The organism is Marasmitruncus massiliensis (genome assembly GCF_900186535.1).
GTDB classification, from domain to species: Bacteria; Bacillota; Clostridia; order Oscillospirales; family Ruminococcaceae; genus Anaerotruncus; species Anaerotruncus massiliensis_A.
The window spans coordinates 885,812-902,828 of the sequence record NZ_FYDE01000005.1 but is presented as its reverse complement, the minus strand read 5'-3'; the positions used below and the strand labels follow the sequence as shown (position 1 = coordinate 902,828).

The window sequence follows — 17,017 nt, the reverse complement described above, 5'->3', positions numbered from 1 at the left end:
TTTCATCATTGCGGATACTACCCCGCGGGCGGGACAAGCCCCCCTATCATTTCAGCGAATCCCTTGTCACAAACAGCAAGGATGCCATATTTTTTTCCAGTAACCATCGAGAGGCTTTCCATCGTATAAGGAATCGTTTTCACAGGTGCCTTGTGCCGGGCACACGCAAAATCGATCTGCCGGCGGGAACGGTCTGCGATGTCGGATGCCGTCAGCACCAACTTGGCAGTTCCTCCCTGAATCTGCTCCATAACAACGTCTGTGCCCATTTTGAGCTTGCCTGCCTTGCGGCAGAGGGAAATTGCGTTCATCAGCTTATCCATTGCCCGCATCCCTCATTTCCGCTTCCAGACGATCATAGACCTCATCCGGAATTTTACAGTCAAGCGCGCGTTCAAAACGGTGTGCTTTGCGCGCTTTTTTCAGGCATTCCAGGTTGGGGCAGACATAGGCTCCCCTTCCCGATTTTTTGCCGGTAAGATCCAGCAAAATTTCCCCTTCCGGCGTGCGCACCACACGCACAAGCTCCTTTTTCAGTTTATGCTCGGAGCATCCGGAGCACATACGCACCGGCAGTTTCTTTTGTACCATGAAAAACCTCCTTAGGTCAGGTTCTTATTCTTCGCCGTAAAATCCGGATTCCGGCTTGATATCAATCTTCCAGCCGGTCAGTTTGGCGGCAAGGCGGACATTCTGCCCCTTGTTTCCGATTGCAAGCGACAGCTGATGATCCGGAACGGTGACACGGCAGCTCTTGGCTCCTTCGGGATCTATTTCCACGCTGACCACAGTCGCCGGCGAAAGCGCGGCGGCAATAAATTCAGCCGGGTCATTGGAGTATTTCACGACATCAATCTTTTCCCCGCCGAGTTCATCCACGATCGCGGAGACCCGCTGGCCTTTCGGCCCGATGCAGGCGCCGACCGGGTCGACATTTTCGTCATTGCTCCATACCGCGATTTTGGTGCGGGAACCTGCCTCGCGGGAGATGGATTTTACTTCGATTGTGCCGTCGAAAATTTCCGGCACTTCCATTTCAAACAGCCGTTTCACCAAACCCGGATGGGTGCGGGAAATCATGATGCGCGGCCCTTTTTCTCCGTTCACGACGTCGACCACATAGACTTTAATGCGCGCATTGTCGGGCAGTTCCTCCCCGGGAACCTGCTCGCTTTTCGGCAGGATTGCCTCGGATTTGCCGATTTCCAGCGTCACATTTCCTTTTTTGGGGTCGGTCTTGATCACCGTCGCCGTTACAATGTCATGCTGGCGGCTGGAATATTCTTCAAACAGCTGCCCGCGCTCGACCTCGCGGATTCCCTGACGGATGACGTGCTTGGCGGTCTGTGCGGCAATTCTTCCAAATTGTTTTGTATCCAGCGGCACCTCAACCATATCGCCCAGCGTGGCGGAACTGTCGTATTTTTTCGCTTCCTCCGCCAGAATCTCCTGCGCAGGATTGGATATTTCCTCCACGACCTCTTTACGCATGGCAACATAAAAACGTCTGGTCACAGGGTCAATCTCGACCAGACTGTCGTCGGACGCACCCATATCACGCCGGATTGCATTGCCGATCGCGGTGGCAATCTTTTCCGCCAGCATCCTGGCAGGAATCCCCTTTTCCTTTTCCAAAAGTGAAAGCGCTTCGAAAAATTCGCTGTTGTCTTTTTCCTTCGATGAGGTGTCTTTTTTGCTGGTAGCCATTTTTCGGATTCCTCCAGTTATTCTATAATAGTATCTCTGATTTTGATTTAAATCTCCACGGAAAGGCGGATGTATGCCGCCTCGTCTAAAGTGACCTCCATTTGGGATTCCTCGTCCAGTTCAATTACAGCCGTGCGGGTCTCGGGGTTAAATCCGGTAAGCAGGCCGCAGAATTCCCTCTGCCCGTCAACGGGCCTGATCAGCCGAATCAGCACGGCGCTTCCCATATATTTCTGAAAATGCCAGTCTTTCGTCAACTTCCGCTCAATTCCCGGCGAACCGACCTCCAGGCAATAGCTCTGTTCAATCGGGTCGGTTTCATCCAGAAGATCGCTCACAGCACGGGAAAACGATTCGCATTCGTCAATGGTAACGCCCCCGTCGGCATCCTTATCGATAAAATAGCGCAGATACCAGCCCGCGCCTTCTTTTTCAAATACAGTGTCCCAAATATAAACGCCCAGTTTTTCCGCTATGGGAGCCGCCAGCTCCGCGCAAACGGCGGCGGTGTTTTTCCTGCCTTTCGGCTGGGTCAAGCAAATCCCTCCATACATAAACGAAAGAGTGAGGTCAACCTCACTCTTTCACGTTCGTTTCTATTCTTACAGTAGTAAGTTTATCATAGTTTTTTGTCAAATGCAAGCTATTTATGCGGGTTTTATCCGTGAGACATTAAAATTACGTCTGCAATTTTGCCTCTGTCTTCATCATTTACGCGTTTTACTGCTGTTTGGCATGGTCATCCATACGAATTTGCTTTCGTTTGATTTTTCCGCTGATGGTCTTGGGAAGCTCGTCCACAAACTCAATAATACGCGGATATTTATAAGGAGCCGTTTCCTTTTTCACGTGGTTCTGAAGCTCTTTTTTCAGCGCGTCCGAAGCGGCATATCCTTTTGCCAGCACCACAGTCGCCTTGACCACCTGACCGCGCACGGGATCAGGCGCCGCTGTAACCGCGCACTCCAGCACAGACGGATGGGTCATCAGCGCAGATTCGACCTCAAAAGGCCCAATCCGGTAGCCGGAGCACTTGATCACGTCATCATTGCGCCCCACAAACCAGATATAACCGTCACTGTCTCTCCACGCTGTATCCCCCGTCGAATAGAGGTTGTTGAAAAACGCGGCGTCATTCGCTGCCTTGTCCTGATAATATTCCACCAGCAGTCCGGCCGGACGCTGCCTGTCCAGATTTTTCACCACAATAGTGCCGACGATACCGTCTTCGCAGCTGTTGCCGTTTTCATCCACAATATCCAGATCATAAAGAGGTGAGAACTTCCCCGTGGAGCCCGGTTTGATCGGGAACCAGGGAAAATTCGCAATGATCACCGTGGTTTCCGACTGGCCGAAGCCCTCGGTCAATTCCAGACCGGTTGCCGCCTTAAATTTGTTGAACACTTCCGGATTGAGCGGTTCGCCGGCGATCGTGCATTTCTTCAGGGAAGACAGGTCATATTTGGAAAGATCCTCTTTAATCAAAAACCGGTAGACCGTAGGCGGCGCGCAGAAGGTCGTGGGGCGCAGCCGCTGGATGGTCTCCAGCATGTGGTGCGGGTCAAATTTTCCCTCCGTGTCATAGGCGACAATCACTGCGCCGCAGATCCACTGCCCATAGATTTTGCCCCAGCCGAATTTCGCCCAGCCCGAATCCGCGGAAACGAAATGCAGGCCGCCGTCCTCCACCTGATGCCAGTAGTGCGCCGTGGTGATATGCCCGAGCGGATAGCTGTAATTATGCACAATCAGCTTCGGCATACCGGTTGTTCCGGACGTAAAATACCCCAGCATCAGGTCGTTAACGTCGGTAGACTCCGCGCCCTGCGGGCGGGGGAACTCCGGCGGAAAAGCAGCCACTTCCTCGCGGAAATCATTGCAGCCGCCGGGAACGGGAATATGGTTTCCCACAACGGTCACATGTTCCAAAGCGGAGCACTGAGCGCGTACCTGCGCGATGCTGGCGAGCAGTTCCGGGTCGTCCACACAGGTAATCACCTTTACGCCGGCCTTGTTGCAGCGGTATTCGATGTCGTGCGGCATCAGCTGAAAGGTTGCCGGAATCACGATAGCGCCGATACGGTGCAGCGCGAGCATGCAGACCCACGCTTCCACCCGCTGGCGCAGAATCAGCAGGACAAAATCTCCCTTTTTCACACCCAGGGATTTATAATAGTTGGCCGCCTGCATCGAACGTTCCATCAGGTCGTGAAAGGTCAGGCGCTCCTCCGCGTCGAAGTCATCGACGCGCACAAGCGCGGGCTTGCCGGGGTCCTGTTTTGCCCATTCGTCAATCACGTCATAGGCAAAGTTAAAATCAGCGGGAATATTCAAACGATAGTTTGCTTTAAAATCCTCGTAAGAAGTAAAGCTCTCACGGGGCAGATAGTTTTCTAACATGGGAAATACACCGTTCCTTCTTCAAATTTAAAAATCGGGCCGCTTTCTTACTCGTTAATGATGGTAAGAAAGCGTACGGGGCCGCCTACGGCACGCTGGCCGTGAGGGGTCATGGGATTGAAGAACGCGCTGTCGCCGGCCTCAAGAAAAAACTCCTTGTTGCCGATTACCAGCTGTACGGTGCCTTTCAGGACATAATTGAACTCCTGCCCGCCGTGGGTAACAAGTTCCGGGCCCTTTTCCATCGGTTCCAGGTCAACGATCATCGGGTCAAAAGAGCGCCCGATATAGTTAAAAGCCAGAGAACTGAATTTGTAGCCCTTATACCGTTCCACGGACACGCCGTTGCCCTGGCGGACAATCGTGTAGTTGCTCATACGGGGGGCTTCCCCAGTGAGGAGCACGGTAGGGTCGACATTCAGCGCCGCCGCTACTCCATAAATTACCCCTATCGGGATATCCGTTTCTGCATTTTCATACTGCTCATAGGTTTCTACGGATACGTTCACCTGTTTTGCGAGGTCCGCTGCCTCGACTTCTAGAATGGTGCGAAGTTCTTTGATACGCTCGGCGATCTGTCTGATCTGTTCGTTCATACTGCTCCTCCTTTTTCCAACATTTTATCTTTGCCATGCCTAAACGGCATTGTATTTTATTTTATAATTTAATTGGTTAAATTGCAAGTATTTTTTATAGTTTCGGACGATCCGGCTTAAAAAGCCGCTCACCAGCTGTTTGAAGCTTTAAACAGGAAAATTTTTTTAAGCAATGCTCACAATTTTTCTGTATACTAATCGTGAATCTGCCCAACAAACCGCTGTAATGTTGAGCAGAATTTTTACGGTTTCACCCTTGAACAAACAGCCTATTTACGATAAACTGTAAGGCATAGAAACGGATTCAATGTCGAACGCTTTCTGATAAGGGTTCGACATTTGGTTTTTATCCGCCTTTTTAACGGCGCGTTGTGTGAAAGAATGAGTTGGAGGTACCTGCTGCTTATGGAACTGCTTAAACAGCGAATTATCAAAGACGGACATGTAAAAGCCGGAAATGTGCTGAAGGTGGACAGTTTCCTGAACCATCAAATGGATATCGGCCTTTTTTCCGAAATCGGAAAGGAATTCAAACGTCTGTTTGCAGACTGCGATGTGACCAAAATTTTGACGATCGAAGCCTCCGGCATCGGTATTGCCTGCGTCACAGCGCAGTTTTTTAATGTTCCCGTTGTATTTGCAAAAAAGTCACAGAGCAAAAATATCGACGGCGAGGTATTTACTTCGCGCGTTGAATCCTTTACCCACGGACGTGTTTATGACATTATTGTATCCAAAAAATTCCTCGGCCCCAACGACCGTGTGCTGATTATCGACGATTTCCTCGCGAAAGGGTCTGCGCTTGAGGGCTTGTGCAAACTGGTGGGTGATTCCGGAGCGACTTTGATCGGAGCCGGGATCGTCATTGAAAAGGGGTTTCAGGAAGGCGGCGAACGTGTGCGCAGCCATGGCGTGCGTGTGGAGTCCCTTGCAATTGTTGACAGCATGAATGACCAGACCGGCGAAGTTTTCTTCCGCGATTAAATTTTGCGTTGTCAATGCCGCAACTGCAGCTATGCTGTTCTGGAGTCGCGGCGTTTACAAGATAAACGGGACTGCGGATTGTTCCCCGCAATCCCCAAACCCTGGATTTCGAATTTGGGAGGAAAAAAATGAAAATGAACAAAAAGATTTTAGCCATGCTGCTGGCCGGAGCAATGCTTTTTGCTTCCGCCTGCACGCAGAAAGAACCAGTGACCTCTTCCAGCGAATCCGCCGCAAGTGAGGCGGCATCCTCCGAGGCCGCTTCTTCCGAAGCCGCTTCCGGCGAAACCGATGACTGGGCCTCCAAAACCGGCGCCAAAACTTTCCCTGCCATTGCCAAGGAAGACCTGAAAATCGGCTTTGTCTATGTCGGGCCGGCGGATGACGGCGGCTATTCCATGGCTCACGACAACGGCAGAAAATCCATGGTCGAAGCGCTTGGCCTGGGCGAAGACCAGACGATGATCGTGGAAAACGTTCCCGAAACATCCGACTGCGAAACCGCAATCCGCAACCTGATCGACCAGGGCTGCAACGTTATTTTCACAACCAGCCTCGGCCATATGGACTGGACCGCAAACGTTGCGCGCGAGTTCCCGGATGTTATTTTTGAGCATGCCACAGGTTCCACCACAGGTGAAAACATGTCCACCTATTTCGGCAGGATGTATGAGGAACGGTATCTTTCCGGTATCGTTGCCGGTATGAAGACCAAAACGAACAAGCTAGGCTATGTCGCCGCCATGCCTGTTCCCGAGGTCATCCGCGGCGCCAATGCTTTCGCGCTGGGCGCAAAATCCGTCAACCCGGATGTCACCGTTGAGGTCAAATGGCTCAACAGCTGGTACGATCCCGCAGCTGAAAAGAATCTGGCCATCGACCTGCTCAACAGCGGCTGCGACGTAATCGGACAGCACTGTGACACAACCGCCCCGCAGGTCGCCGCTCAGGAAAAGGGCGCTTTTGCGGTCGGATACAACGCTTCCACTCTTGATGCCGCTCCGAAAGCATACCTGACTTCCCCGATCTGGGACTGGGGCAAATATTATACTGCTGAAGTCCAGAAGATGATCGACGGCACCTGGACCTCCGCGAAGGTCTGGGCGGAAGCCAGCACCGGCATTGTTTATCTTGACAAGCTTTCCGACAACTGCGAACCCGGAACACAGGAAGCAGTGGATGCCGCCAAAGCGAAGCTGGATTCCGGCGAACTGAAAATATTTGCCGGCCCGCTCAAGGACAACAAAGGTGTCGAGCGTGTTCCCGCCGGTTCCGAAATGACCGATGAGGAAATGTGGACTATGCCTTGGTTTGTCGAAAATGTGGTTGGCACCGCACTCGAATAATCTGTCCGGAATCTTATCGGCTCATTCAGAGCCCGGTTAAAATTAAAAAATGACAGCGGACAGCGAAGGGGCAAAGTAGGAACTACTCTGCCCCTTCGCGGATTTTGTGTGTTTTGGAGCCTGCTGCCATTTCCCCGCCGTCTGCTTACGCTTCTTCAAGACGGCGGCGGCCACCATCATTTTAAGGAGTGAGATACTATGAGCGGAGCGCCCTATATCCAAATGAAGGATATCTGCAAATCATTCGGCAGTGTTGCCGCGAATCACGGCGTCAGTTTATCGGTTGAAAAAGGTGAAATTCACGCGCTGCTGGGGGAAAACGGGTCGGGAAAGAGCACGTTGGTGAATATGCTCTCCGGCATCTATGCTCCCGACGGCGGTGAAATCCTGATTGACGGAAAGGCCACGCACTTTTCTTCCCCGCGCGATGCCATTGCCGCCGGAATCGGCATGGTACACCAGCATTTCAAGCTGGTGGATGTTTTGACGGCCAAGGAAAACATGGTGCTCGGGCAGCAGGGCTGCGGCCTTGTGATCAGGGAGAAGGAACTGACCCGAAAGATATCCTCCCTTAGTCAGAAATACGGGCTGTCTGTTGATCCCGATAAAAAGATTTACAATATGTCTATCGGCGAAAAACAGACGGTGGAGATCCTCAAGGTGCTTTACCGCGGCGCCAATGTGCTGATTCTGGACGAGCCGACTGCCGTTTTGACACCGCAGGAGACCAAATCCCTGTTTGATATCCTGCGCAACATGAAAAAAGAGGGCTGCGCAATTATTATCATCACGCACAAGATGCACGAGGTGCTGGATATTTCCGACCGGGTCACTGTGCTCCGGAAAGGCGAAGCCATTGGAACGGTAGTAACCAGTGAGGCGGATGCCCATTCGTTAACAGAAATGATGGTAGGCCGCGCGATTTCCCTTGAAATCGGCTGTGCCGAAGTTCCGCCGGAACAGAAGAAGCCCCTGCTCGACGTGCAGGGGCTATCGGCCGTGGGATTGAACGGCCTTCCGGTTTTGAAAAACATGAACTTTTCCCTGTCGTCCGGCGAAATTCTCGGGGTGGCCGGAATTGCCGGTAGCGGGCAGAAAGAGCTCTGTGAAATCATCGCCGGCCTTTACAAGGCTTCCGAAGGCGATATTCTGTTTCAGGGCGAATCAATTGTCGGCAACAAACCCGCCGATATTATGCGCAAGGGCATTCAAATGAGCTTTATTCCGGAAGACCGGCTTGGCATGGGGCTTGTGGCCGGCATGGATATTGTGGACAATGTGCTTCTCAAATCTTTCCGGCGTGGCAAGGGGCCGTTTATTGACCGTGCAGGCGGAAAAAAGGATGCCCAGCGCATTGTGGAGCGCTTTTCCGTTGACACCCCCTCGGTGAGCCACATCGTCAAAAAGCTGTCGGGCGGCAACATTCAAAAAGTCCTTCTGGGACGTGAAATCGACCAGAACCCCACCCTGCTGATTACCGCATACCCCGTTCGCGGCCTTGACATCGGCGCTTCCTACTTTATCTACGACACTCTGAATGAGCAGAAGAAAAAAGGGGTCGGGATTCTGTTTATCGGCGAGGACCTGGACGTGCTGATGGAGATTTCGGACCGCCTTATGGTCATTCATGACGGCGAAATTATGGGGATTGTAAACCCCCGCAATGTTACCAAGGAAGCAATCGGCCTGATGATGCTTGGGCAGTCCCACGGGGAGGTAGTGGCATGATACAGATTGTAAAACGTCCCGACCCGTCTAAAACGCAGGATTTATTAACGCGCTTGTTTGCGGTGCTTTGCGCGCTTGTTTGTGCTTCTCTGCTGATGGCGGCTCTTGGATATAATCCGTTTAAAGTGTTCGGCAACATTTTTATCGGTTCCACCGGAACGCTCCACCGCATCCGTGAGACGATCATCAAGACGATTCCCCTCGCCGCGCTTTCGCTGGGCGTAGCTGTGGCATTTAAAATGAAGTTCTGGAATATCGGCGCGGAGGGTCAGTTCTATATGGGCGCGATGGCCGCCGCCTGGGTAGCGTTCAACTTTAACCGCCTGCCAATGATTCTGATGCTGCCGTTCATGTTCTGTGCGGCGATGCTGTGCGGCGGGCTATGGGCGCTGATTCCTGCTTTTCTGAAATCAAAATTCAAAACCAGCGAAATTCTCGTTACGCTGATGCTCAACTATGTCGCCGTGAAATGGATTACCTATCTTCAGTACGGCCCCTGGAAGGACCCAAAAGCAGCCGGGTTCGCGAAGATGCCGAAATTTGTCAACGCTGCGGTTCTGCCGAAGGTGTTCGGCGTGCATATCGGCTGGATCATCGTGCTTGTGCTGGCGGTTCTCGTGCATATCCTGCTGAATAAGACAAAATTCGGCTATCAGGTTTCTGTCATCGGCGAGAGCGAATATACCGCCCGTTATGCAGGGATTTCTGTCGCCAAAATCACGCTGATCGCTGTGATTATCGGCGGCGGCCTTTGCGGCGTCGCGGGCTTTATGCAGGCATCCGCCATTGAACACTCGCTGACCGACCAGCTTTCCGCGGGCCTTGGTTTCACCTCGGTGATCACCGCCTGGCTGGCACGCCTCTCCGCCCCGGCAATTATCGTGGTTTCTTTCCTGTTTGCCGCGCTTTTGCAGGGCAGTGCCTACATCCAGACGGCCATGCAGATTCCCACCGCTGTTGCGGAGGTACTGCAGGGAATTATCCTGTTCTTTGTGCTGGGCAGTGAATTCTTCCTGAATTACAAACTGGTGTTTCATAAAAACGCAAAGGAGGCAGCATAAATGGACGGTCTGACACAGCTTTCCCTGTTTTTGCAGGTCTCTGTCCAGATGGGTACCCCGATCCTGTTCGGTACGCTGGGCGGCATCCTTTGTGAAAAAGTCGGGCATATCAACCTCGGCGTGGAAGGCATGATGCTGATGGGTGCTGTTTTCGGTTTTATGGCATCCGTTGCTACCGGAAATCCGGCGTTTGCCGTGCTCGCCGCCGGTATCGCGGGCGCTTTCGGCGCGCTGATTTACGCGGTGATCACTGTTTCTCTGCGCGGAAACCACACCGTGACCGGGCTTGCGCTGACCATCTTCGGCTCCGGCGTGGCGGGGCTGCTCGGAAAACAGCTCACCGGTATGGCACAGCCGGAACATGTGATTGCCTCGTTTGCGGCTTATTCTGTGCCGGGGCTTTCCAAAATCCCCGTCCTCGGCGAGATGTTTTTCCAGCAGAGCATCTATGTACAGATTGCGCCGGTCTGCGCGGTTCTGCTCTACCTCTACCTGAACAAAACCTATGTCGGGCTGAACCTGCGCGCCATCGGTGAAAACCCGGGCGCGGCGGATGCCTCCGGCATTAAAGTGAACCTGTATAAATACCTTCATATCGTTGCCGGCGGATTTCTGTGCGGCATGGGCGGCGCCTATCTGTCCATTGTGTTCGTCCCCCACTGGCAGGACAACATCACCGCGGGGATCGGCTGGATCGCGGTCGCGCTCGTTATCTTCTCCACCTGGAACCCCCTGAAAGCAATCGGCGGTGCCTACTTTTTCGGCATTCTGCGCGGCATCGGTTATAAGCTGCAAAACGCGGATATGAGCCTGTTCGGCAGACAGATTCAGATCTCTTCCCAACTGCTGGATATGATTCCCTACCTGATGACGATCATCGTCCTCGTGCTGATCGTACAGGGCAAGCGGCGGGAAAACCAGCCTCCCCACGCTTTAGGGAATCCGTATTTCAGGGAAGAACGCTGATTCCTGTAAACGATTTGACAGCTTTCTAAGCGGCTGGTATGATAAGAACCAAAAGGGCGGGCATTGGCCCGCCCTTTCCTGTTTGGAGGAGATACCGATGATACAGAGCGAACTGATGATTCCATCTACAAAGCTGCCGGATATCAAACCAACTCGTTTTAGCGTAATCCGGGTTACAAGCGGGGAGGGCTGGCAATGAGCGTGGTGGCTGCAGGCGCGCTGAGTAAAGAGCAGCAGTCGGTTGTGGAAAATACCTCCGACAGTATCCTGCTGCTCGCTGGCGCGGGGACAGGCAAGACCACCACCCTTGCACGGCGGGTCGCTTATCTGCTGGAAAGCGGCGCCGCGCGTCCGGAGGAAATTCTCTGCCTGACCTTCACTAACCGCGCCTGCCGGGAGATGTCCGAACGGATTGCGCAGATTGCGGGCGAAACCGCGCAGGAGCTACTGATCCGCACGGTTCACAGCTTTTGTGTCTGGCTTCTGCGCCAGATCCCGCCTGACGATACCGACCTGCGCCATGATTTCGCCGTCTGTGACCAGTCTGACGGGCTGGAGGTCATCCGGGAAGTGGTCTTTCAGGTGACCGGGCGCGAAATTGAGGAATTTCCCGCAACAATCCTTCAGAATTTTATCGGGCTGGTCAAAGACTGCTGGCTCGAACATCCCGAGGGAGGACGCGCGGGTGCCTGCACATTCGCGTTTCTGCACCGGAAAGCGGAAATTGAGCGGATTTGTATCGACCGGCAGTACCGGTTCGACGGGAAGTTTTTTCATTTCCTCGCGAAATACGGCGCTTCCATTGTCAGACTCTATGATGAGAAGCTCTTGTCCAATAACCTGCTGGATTTTTCCGATTTGCTCCTGCGCGCAAACGCCGCGCTTTCCGACCCGCAACTGACAGGGCTTTGGAAGGGACGTTATAAATTTGTGCACGTAGACGAGGTGCAGGACGTCAGCCTCGCGGAATACGGACTGATCGTGAAGCTCTGCGCGGGCGCAAAACTACTGTTCTGCGGCGACTTTAACCAAACTATCTATCAGTGGCGGGGATCGAATCCCGAAGCGCTCACGGTACGTTTCCGGTCGGATTTTCACCCGGTTACAGTGGAGTTTGTGGAAAACTACCGCAGCAGCCCCGGGCTTCTGGCCGCCTCCAGAAACTTTCTGTGCAACGCGTTTGACGCCCCGGTTACCGGCGGCCCTGCCGGGGATGACCTGGTCATCCGGGAGTTTGACACCATGCCGGAAGAGGTGAGCTGGATTTATCGGACGATCGAAGAACTGCCTGTCACCGATTACTCCCGCGTGGCGATTATTACGCGCAACAACCGCGCCTGCATGGAGGTCTGCGGGCTGCTGAAAGCCTGCCGCCTTTCTGCGCGAAAGCCCATCCGCTTTATGCTGGCGGACGAATTCCGCCTGTTTAAACGCCCTGAAATCAAGGATGCTATTGCCTGCCTGAATCTTCTGGCAAACCCGCAGGACAGCGAGAGCCTCAAACGCGTCCTGACCCGCCTTGCAAAAGGCGTAGGCACGGGAACGATCAACGCCATCCTCTCGCTTTACCAGTCCGGCCTTGGCGTCGCGCTCACCGATTTTGTAGACGCGCGCACCAATACCGGAGATTATTTCAGCGCGCTGCTGGATGCGCTGGACAGCGGGCATGTGGTGGTATTCGATGTGGAGTCCACTGGAACCGATGTGTTCACCGACGATATCGTGCAGATGGCGGCGGCGCGTATCGATGCAAACGGAAATGTGTTGGCGCGTTTTGAACGATTCTTGAAGCCGTCGCGCCCGGTGGGAAATTCGGAAAAGGTTCATGGTTTTTCCGACGTATTCCTCGCTGAAAATGGAATTGAGCCCGTACAGGCGTTCGCGGAGTTTTTGGACTTTGCCGGAACAGACGTCATCGTCGGGCATAATGTGGCTTTCGACATGACCATTACGGCGCAAAATCTCAGAAAATACAATACAAACCGTAAATTCGACAATTTATATTACGATACGTTGGATATCAGCCGCAGATTTTTAAAGAAACTGGAGAACCATAAGCTTTCTACCGTTGCCGCGGCTCTGGATGCCGCAAACGACCCGTCCCATAATGCCATGGACGATATTATGGCAACCGCCGATGTGCTGGTGGCCCTGACAGACCGGTTCCTGCGCCCCAAAACCGGGGAGCGTACAGCCTGCTATCAAAAATTCCTCGCAAAGTTTACACATACCGCTTCGATTTTATCCGGGCTTGCCGCCGATATGGACGCCATGGATGCGCCACAGCTCGCATCTCAATTATCAGACGCTTTCGGTCTGCGGGAAAAGTATGCGGAAGAGTCGGAACGGTTGTCAAACCTGTTATTGTTCGAGGACTTTATCTCCGATTTTGCAGACCGCGGCAAACCGGTGCGGCAGCAGCTTGTGGACATTCTAGAACTGACCGCGCTTTCCGCGAGCGAGCTTGACCGCATGACCGCTTCGACCAATCAGGTGGCGGTGATTACCGCTCACCAAGCTAAAGGCTGCGAATTTGACTATGTGTTCCTGCCGGTTTTGCAGGAAGGCGTTTTTCCTTCCTATCAGGCGGTGCGCGACAGCAATGTGGAAGAGGAAAAGCGGGTTTTCTATGTTTCCATCACCCGCGCAAAGCGAAAGCTTTATCTCTCGTGGTCACACTACACGCTGAATGCTTACAGCGCAAAACCCAGCCGGTTTCTTCCCATGCTGGAACAGGAAACTCCCCGCCGCCCGTAAACCGGACGGCGGGGAGCCTTTATATCAGCTCTTTGAGCACCTTGTCAACCGAGAAATAAAACGCCTTCTCTCCGGCAATCTCCATCAGGCCGGAGCGCTCCAGCACCCGCATCACCGCTGGTTGGACGGAAGAAAAGATGACCTGCCTCCCCTCGGCGGAGGCGCGTTCATAGAAGTCCGTCAGGATTCCGACCGCGGTAATATCAATGGAAGGTACTCCACGCAGTGAAAAAATGATCATATCCCGGTCCGACAGCTCGGCAAGACGCTCCCGAACCGTTTCCGCGGTCATGAAAAACAGCGGCCCAGTCACATAAACGACCGCCCAGTTCTGATCCAGCCGCGTGCTCTCTACGCCGATTCTGGCGAGGTCCACGTCCTCAACAGCTACTTCAATCACAGCACTTTTTAAAATGAACAGCACAAGGCCTGCGATCACGCCGATTACGATCGCCATTGTGAGGTCAAAGATGACGGTCGCCGACATTGTCAGAACAAACTTCAACGTGGCCCCTTTAAATTTGTGGGAGAAGATATAGCGGATTGCATGCCATTCATTCATCCTCCACGCCGTGACCATCAGCACACCCGCCAGCGCAGAAAGCGGAATCTGCGACATGACCGGCGCAAGCACAAACATGGAGATCAAAAGCCCCACCGCGTGGAACACGCCGGTCAGGCGGGTCTGCGCGCCGGACTTAATCGCGACGCTGGTGCGGGCAATCGCGGCCGTTGCGGGAATCCCTCCGAAAAACGGAACCAGCAGATTTCCAACTCCCTGCGAAATCAGCTCCTGGTCGCTGTTTAACGTTACCCCCGCCATCCGTCCCGCGGACGCGCCGCAAAGCAGGCTCTCGATCATGCCGAGCATTGCGATGCTGACGGCGGGGCTGAACAGACCTTTTATCTGCTCCCAGCTGATACCGGACAAAGTCAGCCGGCTTTCCGGAAACAGCGTCTGCGGGATCGTACCGACCACCGCCACGTCAAGCCGCAAAGCCGCCGACAGGACCGTCGCCAATATAATGCCGAGCAGTGAAGCAGGCACAACGGAATTCCATTTCTTTGGGAAAAAGCACATGAACAGCACCACAAACAGCCCGATTCCACAGGCGGCGAAATTGGGGAAAAAGCCCAGCTCCCCGTAGCTGAGCAGCTTCTGAACCGCAGTTTCGCCTTTCGACGTCACGCCGAAAAAATGATCGACCTGCCCCAGCGCAATAATGATGGAAATACCGGAAGTAAATCCGGTGATGACCGGCGCCGGGATACAGGCAGTAAGCCTTCCCAAATGTAAAAATCCGGCCAGCAGGAGCATGACGCCCGCCATAAACGTCGCTATAAATACCCCCTGCATCTGATAGCGCGCGACGATAGACATCAAAACGGCCGCCATAGCCCCGGTTGGGCCGGAAATCTGATAAAAGGCGCCGGCCAGCATACTCATCACCAGACCCGCGACAATTGCCGTTATCAGGCCGGAAGCCGCGTCGGCGCCGCTGGATACCCCGAATGCCAGCGCCAGTGGAAGGGCCACCGCCGTTACAGTCAACCCCGCAAGGATGTCTTTCATCAATTTTCCTGCGTTATAACCGTGAAACTCATTTTTCAAAGAGCGAAGATACTGCGAACCCATGATGCTACCTCATTTATTCTGGTTTTGTCGTCCTAAAACATGCCAACCGGTATAGTATACCATAAACACGGAAAATTGAAAGGCAGAAATTTTATAAAAAACTTTTCACCGCATCAAAAAAACCGGACATATTTGCCCGGTTTTTCTCATTTATTGCGGCAGACAGACCGTAATTGTAGTTCCGACGTTTTCTGTGGACTCCAGCCGGATGCTGCCTCCGTGACATTCCACGATATGCTTCACAATCGAAAGTCCCAGTCCCGTTCCGCCGGTCTGCTTGGAGCGGGATTTATCCACCCGGTAGAACCGTTCGAAGATGCGTTTCTGATACTCCCTTGGGATGCCGATACCGGTATCCGATACGGTCAGCACCGCATTACTTCCGTCCTGGCGCACAGAGACATCGACGCGGCCGCCCGGCAGGTTGTATTTTACGGCATTGTCGCAGAGGTTCTGCACCAGTTCTTCCAGCATACGGGGATTTCCATTGATTGTCAGCGGCTCCCCTGTCACGGAAAGCTCCACTTGTTTTCGGTCGGACACGAACCGCAGCGACCGGATTACATTGTCACACAGCTCCCGCAGTTCTACCGGCTCCTTGGCGGGGGTACCATCCTGCTCAATGCGGGACAGGCGGATGATATCGTCGGTCAGGACGATGAGGCGATTTGCCTCCTGATAGATCCGTCCCGCAAATTTTTGGATATCCGTCTCCCCTTTTACCATCCCGTTCTCTATCATCTCCGCAAATCCGGAAATCGAAGTGAGCGGCGTTTTCAGCTCGTGGGATACATTCGCGGTAAAATCGCGGCGAATTTTCTCGGCGCGCTGCTGCTCCGTCACATCGAGAAGCAGGACGATTGCGCCGCAGATTTCCTCTCCCCGGTAAACCGCGCTGACGGAGACCCGGCAGCTTCGCCCGTCTTTTTCCAGAAGGAGGCTGCCGCTTTCCCCTTTTTCAGTAGCGTCCGCGATGCAGGCAGTCAGATCGGTATTGCGGGAAATCATCAGGATATTTTTCCCCTCATACTCGCCCGGCCGCGCGCCCAGCAGCGACAGCGCGCTGCTGTTGACGGACAGGACGTTATGCGACTGGTCTAAAAGGATCAGCCCTTCGTTCATGTTGTGCGTAATGACACTGATGGTATCGCGCTCGGCGCGCAATCGTTCAACCTGTTCATGAATCAGCCTGTTCTGCCTGCGAATCTTGACAATGAACGGTTCCAGTTCTTCATAGCCCTCAGGTTCAACCGGATCATTGATATTTTCCGCCAGCTTTTGAATGGGAAGGATAAAGCGGCGCGTCATCCGTGAAGCCGCCAACATGGATACGATAAAAATCAGCAGCACAATGAAAAGCATGATTGGAATGATCGTGACAAAAACCGCCCCAATGCTGCGCGCCTGGTTGGAAACACGAAGCACATTGCCGTCCGGCAATTTTTGGGCATAGTAGTACAAATCCAGCCCGAGCGTATCCGAATGCCGCATATTTTCGCCCTTGCCTTCCGAGAACGCGGCGGCGATCTCCGGACGGTCCAGATGGTTCTCCTGATAGGCAAGCTCGCTGTCCGAATCATAAAGCACCTTTCCGTCAGGGGCAATCAGCGTAATGCGGAATGAATCCGAACGGACGTTCAAAGACGAAAGATAGCTGCCACTGTCCGGCCCGGCGTAAGCGATGGACTGGGCGATCAGCTTCCATTCGTTTGCAAGGGCACCGCGTGCCTGCCGTACCAGCAGCCCATAGACAGGCCACAGGGTAAGTGCCGCTGTTACCAGCGCCACGAGGATGGCGGTGATGCACTGGCTCCAATACATTCTTTTCTTCACAAG

At 53.5% G+C, this 17,017-nt stretch carries 14 protein-coding genes; 6 read left to right on the top strand and 8 right to left on the bottom strand.

The genetic code is table 11. From position 1 onward, the window contains the following. Positions 1–17: 17 nt before the first annotated feature. The 6 genes from C1A10_RS12410 to C1A10_RS12385 all read right to left on the bottom strand — a co-directional run bounded on the left by C1A10_RS12410 (position 18) and on the right by C1A10_RS12385 (position 4,703). Complete coding sequence (locus C1A10_RS12410; protein WP_180951126.1) at positions 18–323, bottom strand: L7Ae/L30e/S12e/Gadd45 family ribosomal protein; 306 nt, start codon at positions 321–323, stop codon at positions 18–20. Further along, the gene (gene rnpM, locus C1A10_RS12405) at positions 316–591 is read right to left on the bottom strand and encodes an RNase P modulator RnpM (protein WP_101910561.1); all 276 of its coding nucleotides are present in this window, start codon (positions 589–591) and stop codon (positions 316–318) included. The genes C1A10_RS12410 and rnpM overlap by 8 nt, the downstream gene beginning before the upstream one ends. A gap of 24 nt (positions 592–615) precedes the next feature. Further along, complete coding sequence (gene nusA / locus C1A10_RS12400) at positions 616–1,707, bottom strand: transcription termination factor NusA (RefSeq protein WP_101910560.1); 1,092 nt, start codon at positions 1,705–1,707, stop codon at positions 616–618. Between the two features lie 47 nt (positions 1,708–1,754). Next, positions 1,755–2,243, bottom strand: coding sequence for a ribosome maturation factor RimP (locus C1A10_RS12395; RefSeq protein ID WP_101910559.1), 489 nt, complete (start codon positions 2,241–2,243; stop codon positions 1,755–1,757). A 184-nt stretch (positions 2,244–2,427) separates the two neighbouring features. Continuing rightward, the gene (locus tag C1A10_RS12390; protein WP_101910558.1) at positions 2,428–4,107 is read right to left on the bottom strand and encodes an AMP-binding protein; all 1,680 of its coding nucleotides are present in this window, start codon (positions 4,105–4,107) and stop codon (positions 2,428–2,430) included. A 47-nt stretch (positions 4,108–4,154) separates the two neighbouring features. Beyond that, positions 4,155–4,703: a helix-turn-helix domain-containing protein gene (locus C1A10_RS12385; RefSeq protein WP_101910557.1), complete on the bottom strand. Its 549-nt coding sequence runs from the start codon at positions 4,701–4,703 to the stop codon at positions 4,155–4,157. A gap of 405 nt (positions 4,704–5,108) precedes the next feature. Here C1A10_RS12385 and C1A10_RS12380 point away from each other — a divergent pair, with 405 nt between their 5' ends. From C1A10_RS12380 to C1A10_RS12355, 6 genes are all read left to right on the top strand, one after another. Continuing rightward, positions 5,109–5,687, top strand: a complete 579-nt coding sequence (locus C1A10_RS12380; protein ID WP_101910556.1) for a xanthine phosphoribosyltransferase — start codon at positions 5,109–5,111, stop codon at positions 5,685–5,687. Between the two features lie 128 nt (positions 5,688–5,815). Further along, positions 5,816–7,033, top strand: coding sequence for a BMP family ABC transporter substrate-binding protein (locus C1A10_RS12375; protein WP_101910555.1), 1,218 nt, complete (start codon positions 5,816–5,818; stop codon positions 7,031–7,033). Between the two features lie 198 nt (positions 7,034–7,231). Continuing rightward, a complete protein-coding gene (locus tag C1A10_RS12370; protein ID WP_101910554.1) occupies positions 7,232–8,761 on the top strand; it encodes an ABC transporter ATP-binding protein in 1,530 nt (509 codons plus the stop codon). Continuing rightward, positions 8,758–9,822, top strand: a complete 1,065-nt coding sequence (locus C1A10_RS12365; protein WP_101910553.1) for an ABC transporter permease — start codon at positions 8,758–8,760, stop codon at positions 9,820–9,822. Before C1A10_RS12370 ends, C1A10_RS12365 begins: the two co-directional genes overlap by 4 nt. Next, entirely contained in the window at positions 9,823–10,788 is a 966-nt protein-coding gene (locus C1A10_RS12360; protein WP_101910552.1) for an ABC transporter permease, read from the top strand. 195 nt (positions 10,789–10,983) lie between these two features. Next, entirely contained in the window at positions 10,984–13,545 is a 2,562-nt protein-coding gene (locus C1A10_RS12355; RefSeq protein WP_101910551.1) for a 3'-5' exonuclease, read from the top strand. Between the two features lie 19 nt (positions 13,546–13,564). Here C1A10_RS12355 and C1A10_RS12350 read toward each other — a convergent pair whose 3' ends face one another. Both C1A10_RS12350 and C1A10_RS12345 read right to left on the bottom strand, forming a co-directional pair. After that, positions 13,565–15,181: a SulP family inorganic anion transporter gene (locus tag C1A10_RS12350; RefSeq protein ID WP_101910550.1), complete on the bottom strand. Its 1,617-nt coding sequence runs from the start codon at positions 15,179–15,181 to the stop codon at positions 13,565–13,567. A gap of 150 nt (positions 15,182–15,331) precedes the next feature. Then, positions 15,332–17,014: a sensor histidine kinase gene (locus C1A10_RS12345; RefSeq protein WP_101910549.1), complete on the bottom strand. Its 1,683-nt coding sequence runs from the start codon at positions 17,012–17,014 to the stop codon at positions 15,332–15,334. Positions 17,015–17,017 lie beyond the last annotated feature (3 nt).